Origin of the sequence: Nocardioides abyssi (assembly GCF_030412915.1) — a bacterium.
GTDB classification, from domain to species: Bacteria; Actinomycetota; Actinomycetes; order Propionibacteriales; family Nocardioidaceae; genus Nocardioides; species Nocardioides abyssi.
In genome coordinates, this window is record NZ_JAUHJR010000007.1 from 191,723 (window position 1) to 209,911 (window position 18,189).

Annotated in this window: 14 protein-coding genes; 9 read left to right on the plus strand and 5 right to left on the minus strand. The window is 73.4% G+C overall.

The genetic code is table 11. The features are described 5' to 3' along the window. Positions 1 to 11 precede the first annotated feature (11 nt). Genes QWY29_RS16080 through QWY29_RS16095 form a run of 4 tightly spaced genes read right to left on the minus strand, consistent with a single transcriptional unit; the run spans position 12 to position 3,868 of the window. Entirely contained in the window at positions 12 to 500 is a 489-nt protein-coding gene (locus tag QWY29_RS16080) for a flavodoxin family protein (RefSeq protein WP_300962029.1), read from the minus strand. A 4-nt stretch (positions 501 to 504) separates the two neighbouring features. Further along, positions 505 to 933, minus strand: a complete 429-nt coding sequence (locus tag QWY29_RS16085; RefSeq protein ID WP_300962030.1) for an STAS domain-containing protein — start codon at positions 931 to 933, stop codon at positions 505 to 507. A gap of 59 nt (positions 934 to 992) precedes the next feature. Further along, a complete protein-coding gene (locus tag QWY29_RS16090) occupies positions 993 to 2,858 on the minus strand; it encodes a CheR family methyltransferase (RefSeq protein ID WP_300962031.1) in 1,866 nt (621 codons plus the stop codon). Further along, entirely contained in the window at positions 2,855 to 3,868 is a 1,014-nt protein-coding gene (locus QWY29_RS16095) for a chemotaxis protein CheB (RefSeq protein WP_300962032.1), read from the minus strand. The genes QWY29_RS16090 and QWY29_RS16095 overlap by 4 nt, the downstream gene beginning before the upstream one ends. Positions 3,869 to 4,041: 173 nt before the next feature. On the opposite strand from QWY29_RS16095, the gene QWY29_RS16100 reads away from it, so the two are divergent. Both QWY29_RS16100 and leuA read left to right on the plus strand, forming a co-directional pair. Further along, positions 4,042 to 5,250, plus strand: a complete 1,209-nt coding sequence (locus QWY29_RS16100) for a GAF and ANTAR domain-containing protein (RefSeq protein WP_300962033.1) — start codon at positions 4,042 to 4,044, stop codon at positions 5,248 to 5,250. A gap of 161 nt (positions 5,251 to 5,411) precedes the next feature. Continuing rightward, positions 5,412 to 7,154, plus strand: a complete 1,743-nt coding sequence (gene leuA / locus QWY29_RS16105; RefSeq protein ID WP_300962034.1) for a 2-isopropylmalate synthase — start codon at positions 5,412 to 5,414, stop codon at positions 7,152 to 7,154. A gap of 181 nt (positions 7,155 to 7,335) precedes the next feature. On the opposite strand, the gene QWY29_RS16110 is transcribed toward leuA, so the two are convergent. Further along, positions 7,336 to 10,119 carry a PAS domain S-box protein gene (locus QWY29_RS16110; RefSeq protein ID WP_300962035.1) on the minus strand — a complete coding sequence of 928 codons (2,784 nt, stop codon included), beginning with the start codon at positions 10,117 to 10,119 and terminating at the stop codon, positions 7,336 to 7,338. A gap of 31 nt (positions 10,120 to 10,150) precedes the next feature. Here QWY29_RS16110 and QWY29_RS16115 point away from each other — a divergent pair, with 31 nt between their 5' ends. The 7 genes from QWY29_RS16115 to QWY29_RS16145 all read left to right on the plus strand — a co-directional run. Further along, the gene (locus QWY29_RS16115; RefSeq protein WP_300962036.1) at positions 10,151 to 11,008 is read left to right on the plus strand and encodes an alpha/beta fold hydrolase; all 858 of its coding nucleotides are present in this window, start codon (positions 10,151 to 10,153) and stop codon (positions 11,006 to 11,008) included. A gap of 18 nt (positions 11,009 to 11,026) precedes the next feature. Then, positions 11,027 to 11,770 carry a DNA repair protein RecO gene (recO, locus tag QWY29_RS16120; RefSeq protein ID WP_300962037.1) on the plus strand — a complete coding sequence of 248 codons (744 nt, stop codon included), beginning with the start codon at positions 11,027 to 11,029 and terminating at the stop codon, positions 11,768 to 11,770. Between the two features lie 27 nt (positions 11,771 to 11,797). Next, positions 11,798 to 12,565: an isoprenyl transferase gene (locus QWY29_RS16125; protein ID WP_300962038.1), complete on the plus strand. Its 768-nt coding sequence runs from the start codon at positions 11,798 to 11,800 to the stop codon at positions 12,563 to 12,565. Between the two features lie 123 nt (positions 12,566 to 12,688). After that, positions 12,689 to 14,314, plus strand: a complete 1,626-nt coding sequence (locus QWY29_RS16130) for a sensor histidine kinase (protein ID WP_300962039.1) — start codon at positions 12,689 to 12,691, stop codon at positions 14,312 to 14,314. A gap of 135 nt (positions 14,315 to 14,449) precedes the next feature. After that, positions 14,450 to 16,099, plus strand: a complete 1,650-nt coding sequence (locus QWY29_RS16135) for a sensor histidine kinase (RefSeq protein ID WP_300962040.1) — start codon at positions 14,450 to 14,452, stop codon at positions 16,097 to 16,099. A 354-nt stretch (positions 16,100 to 16,453) separates the two neighbouring features. Then, entirely contained in the window at positions 16,454 to 17,617 is a 1,164-nt protein-coding gene (locus QWY29_RS16140) for an HNH endonuclease signature motif containing protein (protein WP_300962041.1), read from the plus strand. A gap of 271 nt (positions 17,618 to 17,888) precedes the next feature. Next, on the plus strand, positions 17,889 to 18,189 hold a 301-nt coding region (locus tag QWY29_RS16145), incomplete at its 3' end, for a hypothetical protein (protein WP_300962042.1).

An 18,189-nucleotide genomic window follows, 5' to 3' on the forward strand; every position in this document is an offset into this window, starting at 1 on the left:
AGCCGGCCGGGTCAGCCGGTCGTGAGCAGCGCGGCCACCGTCCCGCCGAGCTCGTACGCCGCGTCGCGCTCGTCGAGCCCGACGTCGCCGAGGACCTCCAGGACCGCTGCGGACTGCCGCCAGGGCAGCGCACCCACGATCGACTGGACCGCGCGGACCGCGCCGGTGGTGTCGTAGCGGCCGTGGACCCACAGCCCGTAGGGCTTCTTCTCACCCGCGGACGGTGACGCGCTGCCGTCGTCGGCCAGCGCGCCGCCGGCCTCGAGGAAGATCGTGTCGAAGAAGTGCTTGAGGGCGCCAGACATGTAGCCGAAGTTCGCCGGCGTGCCCAGCACGTAGCCGTCGGCGCCCAGCACGTCCTCGGCCGTCGCCTCGAGGGCGGGGCGGACCACCACCTCGACGCCCTGGATGGCCTCGTCCTGCGTGCCGGCGACGACCGCGTCGGCGAGCGACCGCACGGTGGGGGTCGGGACGTGGTGGACGACCAGCAGGCGGGGCACCCGGTCAGGATGCCGCGCGGCCGGGCGCCGGCGCGACCCGGGTGACCAGGAGCGTCGTGCACCGGAGCGCGGTGCGCCGGAGCCGGGCGGTGGCGCCGCCGCCCGACGAGCAGCCGGCCACGAGCTCGAGCACCCGCAGCACCGGCCCGTCCGGACAGACCAGGGTGGTGCGGGCCCCGCCGCCGGCGGCGGTCTCGAGCAGCGACAGGACGACCCGCGCGCTCGCGCAGTCCAGGAACGCCACGTCGCCGAGGTCGACGACGAGGGCGGCCGGCGCCAGGCCGAGCGCCCGGCGGCGTACCTGCTCGAGGCGGTCGCGGACGGCGAGGTCGAGCTCGCCGGCGACGTGCAGCACCGCATGCTGCTCGCCCACCAGGAGCCGGACGCTCGAGGAGGTGAGGACGGGGGCCGTCGGGAGGTTCGCGAGGGTCATGACCGCTCGATCCGGGGAAGCCGGTGTCGCGCCCTGGTCCCAGGCACGGCCGGTGCGGATCACCCTAGGTGAGCGGCCGGCTGCTCGTCCAGGACGTCCATCACGAGCATCGCGACCGGCATCGACCCGCTCGTGTCGCGCACGCTCGTGAGCGTCGTCCGCAGCCGCACGGACCGGCCGCGGCGGTTGACCGCGTCGACGACGACGGTGGACACCCCGTCGTCGGGCTCGGCGAGGCGCGTGCGCAGCGGCTGCCGCAGGTCCTCCAGCGGCAGCCCGATGTCGAGGTTGAGCAGGTGCTGGCCGACGGCCTCGTCGGCGCGGACGCCCCAGAGGTCCTCGGCGCGGCTGTTCCACGCCAGGACCTGGAGGTCGGCGTCGACCACGGCGACGCCGGCGTTCATGCTGCCCAGCACCGCCGACATGAAGCGGTTGAGCCGGTCGACCTCCTCCTGACGGTCACGGAGGGTCTCGTTGCTGACCTGGAGCTCGTCGTTCATCGCCTGCAGCTCCTCGTTCATCGTCTCGAGCTCCTCGTTGGTGCTCTGCAGCTCCTCGTTGGTGGTCTCGAGCTCCTCGACGGTGCTCTGCAGCTCCTCGTTGGTGGTCTCGAGCTCCTCGTTGGTGCTCTGCAGCTCCTCGTAGGCCGTCTCCAGCTGCAGGTTGGTGACCTGCAGCTCCTTCTCGAGCTGGCGGTACTGCGTGACGTCGTTGAAGATCACCGTCAGCCCGAGGTGCCCCCCGTCGTCGTCGGACAGCGGCACGACCTGTACGTCGAGGATGAGGGGCTCGTTGCCGAGCCGGTGCAGCTCGACGTCACGGACCCACACGGTGCGGCGCTGGTGCACCGCCTCGTCCATGTGCGAGCGCAGCTCCAGCGGACGGTAGGAGATCTCGAGGTCCTGGATCGGCCGGCCCACGTCGCGGGAGGACAGGCCGAACAGGTGCAGCGCCCGGTGGTTGCTCATCACGAGGCGGCCGCCGGCGTCGAGCACCACCTGAGCGGCCGCGGACGACAGGAGTGCCGAGCGCTGCAGCACCGCGTCCGGGTCGAGCGCGGCGGGGCTGGTCGCCCGCGTGGGGACGGTGACGAGGCCGCGCTCGCGCACCCCGGTGTCGACCTTGCCGAAGAAGCGCCGCCGGGTCTCGATCGGCCGGAAGTACGCCGAGTGGCTGAGCAGCATCTCGGCCTTGCCGAGGAAGAGCACGCCGTCGGGGGCCAGCGCGAAGTGCATGCGCTGCAGCACCTGCGCCTGGGTCTGGGCGTTGAGGTACATCATCGTGTTGCGGCACATCAGCAGGTCGACGTGGGAGATCGGCGCGTCCTGCACCAGGTCGTTGCGGCCGAAGATCACCGACCGGCGCAGCTCCTTGCGGAAGACGTACCGCGTGCCCGTGCGGGTGAAGTACTTCTCCCGCAGGGCCTCCGGCACGGAGGCGATCTCGTTGTCGGCGTACGACGCCTGGCGGGCCTGGGCCAGCGCCTCCTCGTCGACGTCGGTCGCGTAGATCTTGACCCGCTCGCGGAAGTCCTCGGGTCCGAGCAGCTCCGCGAGCAGGATCGCTGCGGTGTAGGCCTCCTGCCCCGAGGCGCACCCGGCGCTCCACACACGGATCGGCCGACCCTCGCGGCGGCGCAGGATCGCCGGCAGGATCTCGTCGCGCAGGTGGTCCCAGGCGTCGGTGTCGCGGAAGAACCCGGTGACGTTGATGAGGATCGTGTTGAACAGGTGGGTGAACTCGTCGGGGTGGACCGTGAGGTGGTCCTCGTACTCCTCGTAGCCCGTCACCCCGATGGCGTCCATCCGGCGCCGCACCCGCCGGACCAGGCTCGCCCGCTTGTAGCCGGTGAAGTCGAAGCCGCGCTGCTCCTTGATGTGGCGCAGCAGCGCCTCGAACGCCGCGTCGTCCTCGACCGTGCTCACCGCTGCGGCTCCGCGGCGGTCCCGCCGATGCTCGCGACGAGCGCCCGGACCAGCTCGGCGGCCCCCCGGGACTCGTCGGCGGCGGCGCGGAAGCGCTCCGCGGTGCGGTGGTCGCCGCGCTGGTCGGCGCGGCCGGCGAGCGTGGTGTTCATCGCGACCTTCTCCTCCAGCCCGCGCAGCGCCATCCACAGCGCGCTCTCGAGCGCCGTGGACTGGCGCGCGATGAGGCTGTCGGGCGACCACGCGTGCCCGACGCGGCAGCGGAAGCGGAGCATGCCGCCGTCCTCGATCTCGAAGAGGGCGCCGTTGCAGTCGGGGCAGCCGAAGCCGGACGGGGTGCCGGGTCGGTCGGGGTCGTGCATCGTGTCGGGGTCCAGGTCGGCCATCTCGGCCTCCGCGTTCATGAGCTCGGTCGGGGGAGCCTCCGGTGCGGGGGGCAGGGCGGCGAGCACCTCGGTGAGCAGGGCCGGCATCTGCGCGACCGGCAGCACGTGCTCCACGTGGTCGGCCGCGGCGGCGCTGCGGGGCATGCCGTCGTACAACGCGTCGTCGAACTGCTGGACGATCCGGGTGCCGCCGCGCTGCGCGACGGCGACCATGCCCGCGGCACCGTCGTCGAGCGACCCGGACAGCACGATCGCGACCACCCGCTCGCCGGCCGCGCGAGCGGCCGAGCGGAAGAGGACGTCGACCGCGGGCCGGTGGCCGTTCTCCCACGGTCCGCGGGAGAGCGTGACGTGGCCGTCGACGACGATGAGGTGGTGGTCGGGCGGTGCGACCAGGACCTGGCCCGCCGTGAGTGCGTCACCCTCCCGCGCGTGCCGTGCCGGTAGCGGCCCGGACCGGTCGAGGATGCTCGGCAGCACGCTCGTGGCGGACGCCGGGACGTGCAGGACGACGAGGACGCAGGCGGGCAGGTCGTGGGGGAGCCCGGCCACGAACGTGCGCAGGGCCTCGACACCGCCGGCGGAGGCTCCGACGACGACGAGGGGGACGGGCTGGTCCGGCACTGCAGTCCTTCCGCTGGGGCGCGTGCGTCGAGCACGTCCGTCGAGCCTCCCACATCCGAAGGGTGTGGAAGGGTGGTGGGATGCCACCGGTCCCGCCGCCCCCGTCGACGCCGTCGACGCCTGCGCCAGCGGGGACCGGCGATGCGCAGGGGTTCCCCGCGGGCATCGCTCCCATGCGGACGCGGCTCGACTCGCTCCTCGTCCAGGTCGACCCCGACAGCGAGGCCGGCGTCCTCGTCGCGGAGCTGGAGACGGCCTACGAGGAGCTCCGCGTCGCCGACGAGGAGGTCCGGGCCCAGCAGGAGCACATCGTCCAGCTGCTGGAGCGCAGCGACGTCCTGCGCTGGCAGCACGAGCGGATGCTCGCCGTGCTCCCGGTGCCGGTGCTGACGACCGACCGGGTGGGCGTGGTCCGAGCCGTCAACGCCGCGGCCGCGGGGCTGTTCTCACGACGTATCACCCACCTCGTCGGCAAGCCGCTGGTCACCCTGGTCTCCGGCGAGGACCGCCCGGACCTCCGGCGGTTCCTCGGAGGGGTCCGCGTCGAGGGCGGGTCGCTGCGCCGGGTGGTCACCCTGGTCCACCGGGACGCCACGGCCGAGAGCGTCGAGCTGCAGGCGACCGCGTCGCCCGGCGGTGACCGCGTCGACTGGCTGGTGCTCCGCACGCACGACCCCGACGCACCCGAGCACGCCGCCCACCGGCTCGCGCCCGCGATGATCTCGCTCATCGGGCTGCCCTCGCGAGCCGAGGAGCCGGCCGCCGTGCTGCGGGAGGTGGCTCGGACGTGCGCCGAGGCGCTCGGCCCGGGCGTCGCCGTCAGCGCCACGATCGGCCCCCCGCTCGAGCCCGAGGCCATCGCGACCAGCGACGAGGTCGCCCAGGGCGGGGACGGGGCCCAGGTCGCGCTCGGCGACGGCCCCTGCCACGCGGCGTACGTCGCCGGGGAGACAGTCGTCTGCGCCGACGTGCGCGGCGACGAGCGCTGGCCGGGGCTGGCCGACCGGCTGCCGTCCGCGGTGCGGGCGATCATCGCCGCCCCCACCGAGGCGGGCGACCGGCGCGCGGGTGCCCTCAACGTCTACCTCGACCGTCCGCACCCCTCCGCCGACCTCGTCGAAGGGGTCGAGATGCTCGCCTCCACCGTGGGGGCCGCCCTGCACGAGATGGGGCTGCGCGACGAGCTGGCCCGCCTCTCGCGGGACCTGGACCGTGCCCTGTCCTCCCGCGCCGTGATCGACCAGGCGAAGGGCATCGTGATGGCCGCCCGTCGGTGCACCGCCGAGGAGGCCTTCGCCCACCTCGTCGACCTCGCGAGCACCCAGCACCTCAAGCTGCGCGACCTGGCCGCCCGCATCGTGGCCGGTGCCGCCGCGTCCTGATCGGTCGGCTATCGTGGCCGGGTCATGACGCGTCAGCACCTCCTCCTTCGCTGCCGCAGCGAGGTCTGAGCCCAGCCGGACCCCCTCGCTGCGGAGTGCTCGCGCGGCCGGCGCCCACTTGGGCCTCCCGCCCACCCAGCCACCAGCAGAGGTTGCTCCCCATGACCCAGCACGACGTCCCGGCCCGCCAGCGGTCGCAGCAGAAGCCCAGCGGCATGCCGTTCGAGCGCTACCGCGCCTTCCCGCCGATCGACCTGCCCGACCGCACCTGGCCCTCGCAGACGATCACCCACGCGCCCCGGTGGCTGTCCACCGACCTGCGCGACGGCAACCAGGCGCTCATCGACCCGATGAGCCCCGCGCGCAAGATGAAGATGTTCGACCTGCTCGTGCAGATGGGCTACAAGGAGATCGAGGTCGGCTTCCCCAGCGCGAGCGAGACCGACTTCTCCTTCGTGCGGCAGCTCATCGAGGGCGACCGCATCCCCGACGACGTCACGATCTCGGTGCTGACCCAGGCCCGCGAGGACCTCATCGAGCGCAGCGTGCAGTCGCTGGTCGGCGTGCCGCGCGCCAACATCCACCTCTACAACGCCCTGGCGCCGCTGTTCCGCCGGGTGGTCTTCCGGGCCAGCAACGACGAGGTCAAGGACATCGCGGTGCGCGGCACCGAGATCCTGATGAAGAACGTCGAGAACTACCTCGACGCCACCGTCATCGGCTACGAGTACAGCCCCGAGATCTTCACCAGCACCGAGCTGCCGTTCTCGCTCGAGGTGTGCGAGGCGGTCAGCGACGTGTGGCAGCCCGAGGACGGTCGCGAGATCATCCTCAACCTGCCGGCCACCGTCGAGGTCGCGACGCCGAACGTCTACGCCGACCAGATCGAGTGGTTCTCCCGGCAGCTGACCCGCCGCGAGAACACCGTCATCTCCCTGCACCCGCACAACGACCGCGGCACCGCCGTCGCCGCGACCGAGCTGGCGATGATGGCGGGCGCCGACCGCGTCGAGGGCTGCCTCTTCGGCCACGGCGAGCGCACCGGCAACGTGTGCCTGGTGACACTGGGCATGAACCTGTTCAGCCAGGGGATCGACCCGCAGATCGACTTCAGCGACATCGACGAGGTCCGGCGGACGGTCGAGTACTGCACGCAGCTGCCGGTCCACCCGCGCCACCCCTACGCCGGCGACCTGGTCTACACGGCGTTCTCCGGCTCCCACCAGGACGCGATCAAGAAGGGCCTGGAGGACCTCGACCGCCAGGCGGCCGAGCAGGACGTCCCCGTCGAGCGGCTGCCCTGGGAGGCGCCGTACCTGCCCATCGACCCGCACGACGTCGGCCGCACCTACGAGGCCGTCATCCGCGTCAACAGCCAGTCCGGCAAGGGCGGCGTGGCCTACGTGCTGAAGAACGAGCACAAGCTCGACCTGCCGCGCCGCGCGCAGATCGAGTTCAGCCGGGTCATCCAGGAGCGCACCGACGCCGAGGGCGGGGAGATGACGCCCGACGCGATCTGGGCGGTCTTCCGCGCCGAGTACCTCGACCGCGAGGCCCCGCTCCAGCTCGAATCCGTCCACACCTCCTCCGCGGCCGGCGAGAAGGACCAGCTCGTCGTCGGCGTCCGCGTCGACGGCGAGGTCCGCACGCTCGAGGGCACCGGAAACGGCCCGATCGCGGCGTTCGTCGAGGCGATCAACGGCCTCGAGGTCGCCGAGGAGCGCGGCTGGGACGTCCGCGTCCTCGACTACGCCGAGCACGCCCTGTCGGCCGGCGGCGACGCGTACGCCGCGGCGTACGTCGAGTGCGCCGTCGGCGACCAGGTCCTCTGGGGCGTCGGCGTCGACCCCAACATCGTCACCGCCTCGCTCAAGGCCGTCGTCAGCGCCGTCAACCGCGCCTGACCTCCTCGCCCCTGTCGGCGCGCTGGCTGGCGGGCCGGACGGCGGGGTAGTCCGTGACGATCGGCAGGTGGATCGACCGATTTCGCCTGCCGAACGTCACGGACTACCCCCGCGGCCGGCGCCGACCTGTGGAGAACCCCGGACGAGCGGGTGGCGGGGAGGACGGGGAGGACGGGGAGGGTCAGGCCGCGAGCGGCAGGCACACGGTGAAGGTGGTGCCGGCGAGGTGCTCGGACTCCACGCCGACCCGACCGCCGTGGGCGGCGACGATCGCCGCGACGATGGAGAGGCCGAGGCCGGTGCCCTGGATGGCTCGCTTCTGGGCGGTGGTGGAGCGGAAGAACTTCTGGAACAGCCCGTCCTGCTCCTCGCGCGGGATGCCGATGCCGGTGTCGACGACCTCGAGCAGCGCGTCGGTGCCCTCGCGGCGCAGGCGGCAGGTGACGGTGCCGCCGTCCTCGGTGAACTTCACGGCGTTGCCGACCAGGTTGAGCAGCACCCGCTCCAGCTGGGCCCGGTCGCCGGTGACGAGGACCGGCCCGGGCGGCGCCTCCCACCGCACGTCGAGGCGGCGGCCGCCGAGCAGCGGGCGCACCGCCTCCTCGACGGCGGGCAGCACGCCGCCGAGGTCGACGCGCTCGCGCTGCCACTGGGTGGTGCCGGCGTCGAGACCCGAGAGCGCGAGCAGGTCGTTGCACAGCGCGATGAGGCGCTGGCCGTTGCGGGCGATGCTGTCCAGCAGCGGCAGCTGGTCGGGCACGGGGTCGACGAGCGAGCCGTCCTGGAGCATCTCGGTGTAGCCGACGATGCTCGTGACCGGCGTGCGCAGCTCGTGGGAGACGGTCGAGACGAACTCGTTCTTGGCGTCGTCGAGCGCCTGCAGCCGTTCGACGGCGTGCCGCTCCTTCTCCAGCGCAGCGACGAGCAGCTCCTGGCTCTCGCGCTGCTCGGTGACGTCGCGGCCGACGACGAGGTAGCCGACCTGGTCGCCGAACGCGTCGTGGGTGACGCTCGTGGTCATCGCCACCACCCGGCGGCGGCCGCCGCGGGAGACCCAGGTCCAGTCGCGCACCGAGCTCTCGCGGCCGGCCCCGACGGCGCGCGCCAGCGCGGCGAAGGCGCGCTCGGGGTCGTCGGTGCCGGCCCGCTCGACGAGCTCGGCCGGGTCGAGCAGGACCGTGAAGGGCTGCCCGACGACCTCGTGGGGGTCGACGCCCAGCAGGTGGCCCGCACCGGAGTTGAAGACGGTGATCCGGCCGCGGGTGTCCACGCCCACCAGCGCGGTGGAGATCTCGGCCTGCATGAGGTGGGTGACCAGGCCGGCGTTCGCGCGCTCGGTGGTGACGTCGACGCCGGTCATGACGGCGTACGCCGCGTGGCCGTGCTCGTCGCGCACGACGTTGTTGTTCCACACCACCCGCAGCCGGCGACCGTCCTTGGTCACGAGGTCGCGCTCGCGGATGACCGGCTGGCCCGATCGGTTGGGCCAGACGAAGAGCGCCTCGATGTCGTTGGTGTCCGACGGCGCGACCGGCGTCTCCCAGACCGGCAGCCCGAGCAGGTCCTTCTCGTCGTGGCCGGTGATCTCGGTGGTCGCGGCGTTGACGCGGACGATGCGGCCCTCGGTGTCGGTCATCAGGATGATGCAGGCGGCCGTGTCGAGGGTGGCGCTGGTGAGCTTCTCGGCGGTCTCGAGCCGCTGGCGGGCCTCGTGCTCGGCGCTGACGTCGAGCACCTGCGCGGAGAGGACCGCGTCGGCGCCGCCCGAGAGCAGCGCGACCGCGACCTCGAGCCGCGCGCCCGGCCGGCCGGGGACCGAGCAGGGCGCCGACCAGGCGTCCCGCCGGCGGGCGAGGAGGTCGGCGACCACCGCACCGGCCGGTGTCGGGGCGTCGACGGCCGTGACGACCTCGTCCAGCGGGCGGCCCAGCAGCCGGTCGCGGTCGCCGCCGAGGGTCCGGGTGGCGCGGTCGTTGAGCTCGACGACGACGAGCCGGTCGCCCTCGGCCCGGAGCAGCAGCATGCCGACCAGTGACTCGGTGAAGTTGCGGCGGAAGAGCTCCTCGTCGGCGCTCACCCGGTGGAGCAGCGCGTGCCGCTGCTGCACGGCGATCGCCAGCGGCAGCGTGAGCACGACGGCGCAGACGAGGTAGCCCTGCGTGAGAGCGGCCGCCTGGAGCGGGCCGAGGTCGCCGTCGGCGTACGCCTGGCCGAAGGGGCCGTGGCCCCGGTCGGTGAGCGCGGTGTTGAGCAGGGCGAAGGCGCACAGCTCCCACGCCACGGTCCGCACGCCGAACCGCAGCGCTCCCCAGACCAGCAGCGGCAGCGGGGCGAAGGCCAGCGCGGAGGACTGCTCGGAGCCGAAGACGAGGCCGGCGACCGCGAGCGTCAGCAGGCACTGCACCCACGCCTCGGCGTCCGTGCCCTGCCGGGTGCCGCGGCTACGCGCCAGGGCGAGCGGCGCGACGACGAGGATCGCGGCTGCGTGGGAGAAGAGCACCAGGGGAGCGGTCTCGAGGACCGGTCCGCCGTAGGTGACCCGCACCGCGGCGGCCGCGCCCACGGCGACGACCGCGCCTCCGGTGAGGGCCGCCAGCACCAAGCGGATGAAGTCCTCGTGCGACCTCAGCCGCGGCACGCGGTCGCGCAGCCGCTTGAGCACCACGCCGGCCGCGACCGCCTCGGCGCCGTTGGCGGCCGCGAACCAGGACGACACGTCCAGGTCGCGGCCGGCCACCAGGTTCGCCGCGAGGCTCGCGAGGCCGACCCCGAGACCCAGGGCCGGGGCGCGGCGCAGGGGGGAGAGGGCCACCAGGGCCGTGGCGATGCCGGCGGCGGGCCACCAGCTGGCGACGGGGAAGCCGTCGGGGGTGACCCAGATGGCCAGGACGCCGGCCAGCCAGGTCGCGGCGAGCAGCGCGATGGTCCACGACCCGGCGAGCTCGCGCCGATCGGGTCTGGTCACCGGGCGATTGTCCTGCACTACTGTGCCTCGCATGCTGGTTTCCGAGCGGATCGGGCAGTTCTTCGTCGACGGCCCCACCGGCCGCGACCGCCTGGAGTACACCGAGTACGGCGCCGGCGACGCCTGGGTCGTCCTGGTCCACGGCCAGCTGATGCCGCGGCGGATGCACGCGCCGCTGGCCCGCCGGCTGGCGGCCGAGGGGCTGCACGTCGTCACCCTCGACCTGCTCGGCCACGGCCGCTCGGACCGGCCGGCCGACCCGCTGGTGTACTCGGTCACCGCGTTCGCCGAGCAGGTGGTCGCGCTGCTCGACCACCTCGGCGCCGCCCAGGCCGTCGTCGGCGGCACCTCGATCGGCGCCAACATCGCCCTGGAGACCGCTGTGCTCGCCCCCGAGCGCGTGCGCGGGCTGATCTGCGAGATGCCGGTGCTCGACAACGCGGTCGAGGCGGGCATCCTCACCTTCGCCCCGCTGCTCATGGCCGCGCGGTTCCTGCCCTTCACCGTCAACACCGTGCGGCGGGTGACCCGTCCGGTCCCGCGGGGGATCGTGCCGTTCTGGGCCGGCATCGCCCTCGACACCCTCGACCAGCGCGCGGACGCCCTCGCGGCCGTGGTCCACGGGCTGTTCTTCGGCCGGTTGGCCCCGCCGTCGACGGCCCGGCGCGCGATCCGCGTGCCCGCGCTGGTCGTCGGCCACCCCGCCGACCCGGTGCACCCCGCCGCGGACGCCGCGATGCTGGCCGGGGAGCTGCCCCGGGCCACCTTCGTCAAGGCCCGGTCGATCCTCGAGTGGCGGGTCGCCCCCGAGCGGCTCGACCGCGCGGCGGTCACCTTCGCGCTGGGTTGCTGGCGCACGACGGGGCGGCGGCGTCGTACCGGCTCCTGAGTCCCGCACAATGGAGGGGTGCCTCTCTACCGCGACGAGGCGATCGTGCTGCGCACCCACAAGCTGGGGGAGGCCGACCGCATCATCACCCTGCTGACCCGCCACCACGGACGGGTGCGCGCGGTCGCCAAGGGGGTACGCCGCACGACCTCCCGGTTCGGCTCCCGGCTCGAGCCGTTCACCCACGTCGACCTGCAGCTCGCCGAGGGCCGCAACCTCGACACGATCACCCAGGCCGAGACGCTGACGCCGTTCCACGCCGGCATCGGGTCCGACTACGACCGCTACACCGCCGGCACCGTGATGCTCGAGACTGCCGAGCGGCTGGCCGCCGAGGAGCGCGAGCCGTCGCTGCAGCAGTTCCTGCTGCTCGTGGGCGGGCTGCGCGCGATGTCCACCGGCCAGCGGCGGCCCAGCCAGGTGCTGGACTCCTACCTGCTGCGGTCGCTGTCGGTCGCCGGCTACGCGCCGTCGTTTGAGCACTGCGCCCGCTGCGGCACCCTGCCGAGCCCGGACCGGGGCCCGCACCGGTGGTTCAACCCGTCGATGGGCGGCGTGCTGTGCGCGACCTGCCGGGTCCCGGGGTCCGCGTCACCGGCGGCCGAGACGCTCGTGCTGCTCGGTGCGCTGCTCGCGGGGGACTGGGAGACCGTCGAGGCGGCCGAGCCGCGGCAGCTCAAGGAGGCCAGCGGCCTGGTGTCGGCGTACCTGCACTGGCACCTCGAGCGCGCGCTGCGCTCCATGGAGCACGTCGAGCGGTGACCCGGGCGGCCCTCTAGGCTCGCCCGCGTGAAGCGCGCCGTCCGCCAGCCCACGCCGCACCCCTCGGGTGCGCGGCCGCCGGAGCTCCCGAGGGAGCTCGTCCCGCGCCACGTCGCGGTCGTCATGGACGGCAACGGGCGGTGGGCCAAGGAGCGCGGGCTGCCCCGGACCAAGGGGCACGAGGAGGGCGAGTCGTCGCTCTTCGACGTCGTCGAGGGCGCGATCGAGATCGGCGTCAAGGCGATCTCGGCCTACGCCTTCTCCACCGAGAACTGGTCGCGCAGCCCCGACGAGGTCCGCTTCCTCATGGGCTTCAACCGCGACGTCATCCGCCGCCGGCGCGACGAGATGCACGAGCTCGGCGTCCGCGTGCGCTGGGCCGGGCGCGCCCCGCGGCTGTGGAAGTCGGTCATCAAGGAGCTCCAGGTCGCCGAGGAGCTCACCCGCGACAACGACGTGCTCACGCTGACGATGTGCGTCAACTACGGCGGCCGCGCCGAGCTCGCCGACACCGCCCGTCGGATCGCGGAGGAGGTGGCCGCCGGCCGGCTCGACCCGCGCAAGGTCGACGAGAAGACCTTCGCCAAGCACCTCTACGTGCCCGACCAGTCCGACGCCGACCTGGTCTGGCGCACGTCGGGGGAGCAGCGGCTGTCGAACTTCATGCTCTGGCAGGCCGCCTACGCCGAGCTGGTCTACTCCGACGTGCTGTGGCCCGACGTCGACCGCCGCCACCTGTGGGCGGCCATCGAGGAGTACGCCCGCCGCGACCGGCGCTACGGCGGGGCGCGCTGACGCCGACCGCCTGAGTCGCTGAGCTGAGTCGCCCACTTGAGCGGTCAGCCTGAGCCCGGGCAAAGACTGCCCCGACCCGGTCAAACGCCTGCCGCGGCGGTCCACAGCCGCCACACTGGCCCCATGCCTGGGAGGGGCGGTACCGCACGGCCGTGGGCGGCCGCGCTGCGCGGCGTCCTCCTGGCCTCGACCACCGACCCGCGCGCGATCCAGGGTGGGTTCACCTTGCTCGTCGCGGTCGACGTGCTCCTGCGCCTCGTCGGCGGCGTGCGCGTCGGGCTGTCGCTCCCGGCGCTGTCGGTGGTCATCGTCCTGCTGCTGCAGGCCCTCACCCTCGTCAGCCGCGGCCGGCTGTCACCGCGCGTCGTCGAGGCGGTCCTCGTCGCCGACATCGCCGTGGTCGGCCTGGCCCGGCTCAACCCCGACGGCGGGTCCGGGCTGCTGGTCGTGCTGCCGGCCCTGTGGCTCGGGCGCCTCTTCGGCCGGCGTGGCGCGGCGATCACCGCGGTGGCCACCGTCGCGCTGGTCGCCGTCCCGGGGCTCGTCTACACCGGCGTGGACGGCATCTTCCTGTCGCGCTCGGTGATCATCCCGGTCGTCGCGACGATCGCCTCGCTCGCCATCGCCGGGGGCATGGAGCAGGTCAACCAGGTGATGGAGACCGTTGAGCACCAGCGGCGGGTCTCCGAGGCCACGCTCGACACCGTCGACGTCGGGCTGGTGCTGCTCGACGGGAGCGGGACGTACGTCGCCGTCAACCGCCGCCACGACGACTTCATGGCGCTCGCCTACCCCGCGGGGCACGCGGGCGTGGCCGGGCAGCTGGGCCAGGTCCTCGGCGCGGACCGGTCGACCCCGCTCGGGCGCGAGTCGATGCCGACGTACCGCGCAGCGCAGGGCGAGGAGTTCGACGACTGCCGCATCTGGGTCGGCGACGACCCGCTGACACAGCGGGCGCTGTCGGTCTCGGCGCGGTCGGTGCGCGACGAGGCCGGGCGGTTCGCCGGGGCAGCACTGGCCTACAAGGACGTCACCGACTTCATGCGGGCGATGGAGGTCAAGGACGAGTTCGTCGCGTCGGTCTCCCACGAGCTGCGCACGCCGCTGACCTCGATCGTCGGCTACGTCCAGATGCTGCTGGAGGACGAGGGGCTCGACCTGCAGACCACGCGCCAGCTCGAGGTCGTCGACCGCAACGCCCAACGGCTGCTGCGGCTGATCTCCGACCTGCTCGACACCGCGCAGATCGACACCGGCCCCGTCGGGATGACCCGTACGTCGTGCGACCTGGCCGTCCTCGTGCGCGACTGCGTCGACGGTGCCCGCCCGGCGTACCGCGCCGCCGGCATCCGCCTCGACGTCTCCGCCCCCGCCACGCTGCCGATGCTCCTGGACCGGCAGCGGATCGAGCAGGTCGTCGACAACCTGCTCACCAACGCGATGAAGTACAGCGCCAGCGGCACCGAGGTGTGCGTGACCCTCGCCGTGGAGGACGGGCGGGCCGAGCTCACCGTGGCCGACGAGGGCATCGGCATCTCCGCCGCCGACCGGGACCGGCTCTTCACCCGCTTCTTCCGCTCCCGCGACGCGGAGGACCGCTCCATCCAGGGCGTCGGCCTCGGCTTGAGCATCACCCGCGGCATCGTCGAGGCCCACGGCGGCCGGATCGAGGTCGACAGCCGGCTCGGCGTCGGCAGCACCTTCCGCGTGCGTCTCCCCATCGAGGTGGCCGTCCCGCTCGCGCGCTGAGCGGCGCCTGGTCGGTCGCGCTGGTCGCGTGGTCGCGCCGGGTGCGCCGGTCGGGCGAGATCCCGGCGCGCACGGTGGGTGGTGTGGCAGGGTCGGGACGCGACATTGCTGGCGTCTCGCGACGACGGAGGTGGGATGCGCGACCTGGTGCAGCTGCGGCCGATGGACGCCGTGCGTGCGCTCGTGGCCACGGGCCGGCCGGACCCGCGCGTGCTGCAGGCGGTCTTCGCGTTCTTCGTGAGCGTCGACTTCGCCATCCGCGGTCTCGCCGGAGGGGGAGTGGGGCTCGTCGGCTGGCCCGGCGCCGGCCTCGCGCTGACGCTCGTCACGACGGTGCTGGCCTTCACCGTGCCGTGGCACCGGTTCCGCGAGGACCTGGTGACGGTCATCCCGGTCCTCGACGTGGCGGCACTGGGAGCCGTGCGCCTGAGCCCGGACGGCAGCGCGGCCGGGATCCTCGTCGTCGTCCCGGCGCTGTGGCTGGGTCGCCAGCTGGGCCGCCGGGGCGCCGGGGTCGTCGCGCTCGCCGTCGCGCTCCTGACCGCCGTGCCCGGCCTGCTCGTCCTCGGCGCCGACTCCATCGCGGTCTCGCGCGCGGTCATGATCGTCGTGGTCGCGGCCTGGAGCGCCCTGGCGATCGCGTTCGGGTTGGAGCGCATCCGGTACGAGCGGGACGAGGCGGAGCGTCGCGGCGAGGAGCTGGCCGAGGCGCTCCGCCGCATCGAGGAGCAGCAGCGCACCACGCAGGCGATCTTCGACGCGGTCGACGTCGGGCTGGTGCTGCTGGACCACGAGGGCCGCTACCGCGACCACAACCGCCGGCAGGCCGAGCTGCTCGCCCTGGCCCACCCCGACGGCCACGCCGGCCGGGCCGGGCAGGCCGGGCTGGTCTTCGCCGACGACGGGGTCACGGTGCTCGAGCCGGACCAGGAGCCGGCCGCGCGGGCCGCGCGGGGCGAGGAGTTCGAGGACTGCCGCACGTGGTTCGGCGAGGACCCTGCCGAGCGGCGGGCGCTGGCGGTCTCGGCACGCGCGCTGCGCACCGCCGACGGTGCCTTCGCGGGCGCCGCGCTCGCCTACAAGGACGTCACCGACCTGGTCGAGGCGCTGGCGGTGAAGGACGACTTCGTCGCCCTCGTCTCCCACGAGCTGCGCACGCCGCTGACGTCGATCACCGGGTACGTCGAGATGCTCCAGGACCGCACCGACCTCCCCGACGTCGTCGTGGGGCAGCTCGAGGTCGTCGACCGCAACGCCCGCCGGCTGCTGCACCTGGTCGGCGGGCTGCTCGACAGCGCCCTGCACGCTTCCGGGCCGATGCCCCTCGACCGCAGCCGCCGCGACCTCGTCGCCGTCGTCCGGGACGCCGTCGAGGCCGCGGGACCCGCCGCCCGTGTCGCCAGCCTCCAGCTCGAGGTCGAGCTGCCCGACGAGCTGTGGCTCGACCTCGACGCGCTGCGCATCGGCCAGGTCGTCGACAACCTGCTGTCCAACGCCGTGAAGTACACCCGACCGGGCGGCACCGTCACCGTGTGCCTGACCGCGGACCCGACCCAGGCCCACCTCGCCGTCTCCGACACCGGCATCGGCATCTCGCCCGCCGACCGCGAGCGCCTCTTCACCCGGTTCTTCCGCTCCCGCCAGGCCGAGGAGCTGTGCATCCAGGGCCTCGGCCTCGGCCTGCCCATCACCCGCACCATCGTCGAGGCGCACGGCGGCTCGATCGACGTCGACAGCCGGCACGGCCACGGCAGCACCTTCACCGTCCACCTGCCCCTCTCCTGACCCTGGCAGCTCGCCTTCGGCCTGCGGGTCGTGGGTGGTTGCGGTGGAGGCAGCGACGAGGACGAGGTACGCCGTTTGTCCCGGCTGCTTCCCGGCTCACGGTGGGCGCCCCGCCTGCTGTTCTCGGCTGGTTGAGGAGGGCCGCCAGGCCCGTCTCGAAACCCGCCGAGAAACCTCTCAGATTGTTGTCCGAATGCTGGTCTGACCTGGGGAAACACCCGCGTCACTGTCGGTGGTCACTGCTTGAGTAGACGTATGGCCAAGGACTCCCGACCCACCGCGCACCCGGTGTGCCGCGCGGTCGCGAAGTCGCGGAGGAAGGCTCGTTCGGCCTGCAGCTCTCAGATGTGGCAGATGTCCGACACCGAGGTCTCGACCGCGCTGCTGGAGGCCACCCGACTGCGCGCCCAGGTCGAGGCGCTCGAGCTGCGCCTTGCCGCCGAGGCAGACCGCCGCGCCGTCGGCGACAAGGTCGGCGCGACCGACACCGCGTCCTGGTGGGGACACGAGACCCGCCAGGACCGTCCCGCCGCCAAGCGGCGGATGCGGCTGGCGGAGTCGCTTGACCGCCACGCCCCCACTGCCAGCGCTCTGGCGGAGGGCGCGATCAGTGTCGACCACGCCCGCGTCATCACCGAGTGCGTCGACAAGCTGCCCGACGACCTCGAGGACCCGACCGTTCCGGAGCGCGCCGAGAAGCACCTGCTCGACGAGGCGCTCGATCGCGACCCCAAGTCGCTGGCGATCCTGGCCAAGCACGTCCTGACCGTCGTCGCACCCGAGATCGGCGAGGAGCGCGACGCCCGCGCCCTCGAACGAGAAGAACGTGAAGCCCGCGCCAACGCCTGGCTGACCATGGGGCCCGATGGCAGAGGGAGCTACCGCGGGAAGTTCTCCATCCCGACCCTGCACGGCGAGATGCTCAAGAAGATGCTCCTCGCCTTCGCGGCGCCGAAGCACCAGGCCGCGACCAAGGGCGATGAGGCGGCGGAGGCGGTCGAACGGCGGCCGTCTCCGGAACGGATGGGCGACGCGTTCTGCGAGCTGCTCGAGCGCCTGCCCGTCGACCACCTACCGAAGCTCGGCGGCCTCAACGCCTCCGTCGTCGTCCTCATCGACTACACCGACCTCCTGAGCGAGACCGGCCGGGCCACCCTCGAGTCCGGCGAACCGATCTCCGCCTCCCTCGCCCGCCGGATGGCCTGCGAAGCAGGCCTGATCCCGGCGGTGCTGGGCTCGAGGTCAGAGCTGCTCGACCTCGGCCGCACCGCCCGCCTCTTCTCCGGTGCTCAACGCCGCGGGCTCGCGATCACCCAGCAGACCTGCACCGCGGTCGGGTGCGACTGGCCGGCGCACCTGTGTCACGCCCACCACGACGACAGCTGGCTCCATGGTGGCAAGACAGACCTCGCCAACGCCCGGCTGCTCTGCCCCCGGCACCACGCCCGCATCCACGACCCCCACTTCGAGACCACCCACCACCCCGACGGCGGCGTTTCGTTCCACAGGCGGACCTAGGCCGGCCCACCCCGCTGGTTGAGCAGCGAAGGCGTGCTGCGCCTGAGCGTCGACGAAACCCCCGCACCCGGGCAGGGCGGCAACCACCCGCCGGCCGGACGAACGTTGGCAGCGCCCTGCGCACCTCACCGGGTCTCGTCGACGCTCGGTTTCGAGACGGCGCTGGCGCGCCTCCTCAACCCACCGGCTGGCGCTCGCTGCTCGACCAGCGGTGGACGCCGGCGCTCGCTGCTCGACCGACGGGGACCACCGCTGGTTGAGCAGCGAAGGCGTGCTGCACCTGAGCGTCGACGAAACCCCCGCACCCGCGCAGGGCGGCAACCACCCGCCGGCCGGCGCAACGTTGGCAGCGCCCGGCGCACCTCACCGGGTCTCGTCGACGCTCGGTTTTGAGACGGCGCTGGCGCGCCTCCTCAACCCACCGGCTGGCGCTCGCTGCTCGACCAGCGGAGACCACCGCTGGTTGAGCAGCGAAGGCGTGCTGCACCTGAGCGTCGACGAAACCCCCGCACCCGCGCAGGGCGGCAACCACCCGCCGGCCGGCGCAACGTTGGCAGCGCCCGGCGCACCTC

Bases quoted from the DNA above. Each gene is read 5' to 3' on its own strand.
- QWY29_RS16115 (WP_300962036.1), top strand. From the start codon at position 10,151: ATGCTGGTTTCCGAGCGGATCGGGCAGTTCTTCGTCGACGGCCCCACC.
- QWY29_RS16130 (WP_300962039.1), top strand. From the start codon at position 12,689: ATGCCTGGGAGGGGCGGTACCGCACGGCCGTGGGCGGCCGCGCTGCGC.
- leuA (WP_300962034.1), top strand. From the start codon at position 5,412: ATGACCCAGCACGACGTCCCGGCCCGCCAGCGGTCGCAGCAGAAGCCC.
- QWY29_RS16135 (WP_300962040.1), top strand. From the start codon at position 14,450: ATGCGCGACCTGGTGCAGCTGCGGCCGATGGACGCCGTGCGTGCGCTC.
- QWY29_RS16100 (WP_300962033.1), top strand. From the start codon at position 4,042: ATGCGGACGCGGCTCGACTCGCTCCTCGTCCAGGTCGACCCCGACAGC.
- QWY29_RS16085 (WP_300962030.1), bottom strand. From the start codon at position 933: ATGACCCTCGCGAACCTCCCGACGGCCCCCGTCCTCACCTCCTCGAGC.
- QWY29_RS16140 (WP_300962041.1), top strand. From the start codon at position 16,454: ATGTCCGACACCGAGGTCTCGACCGCGCTGCTGGAGGCCACCCGACTG.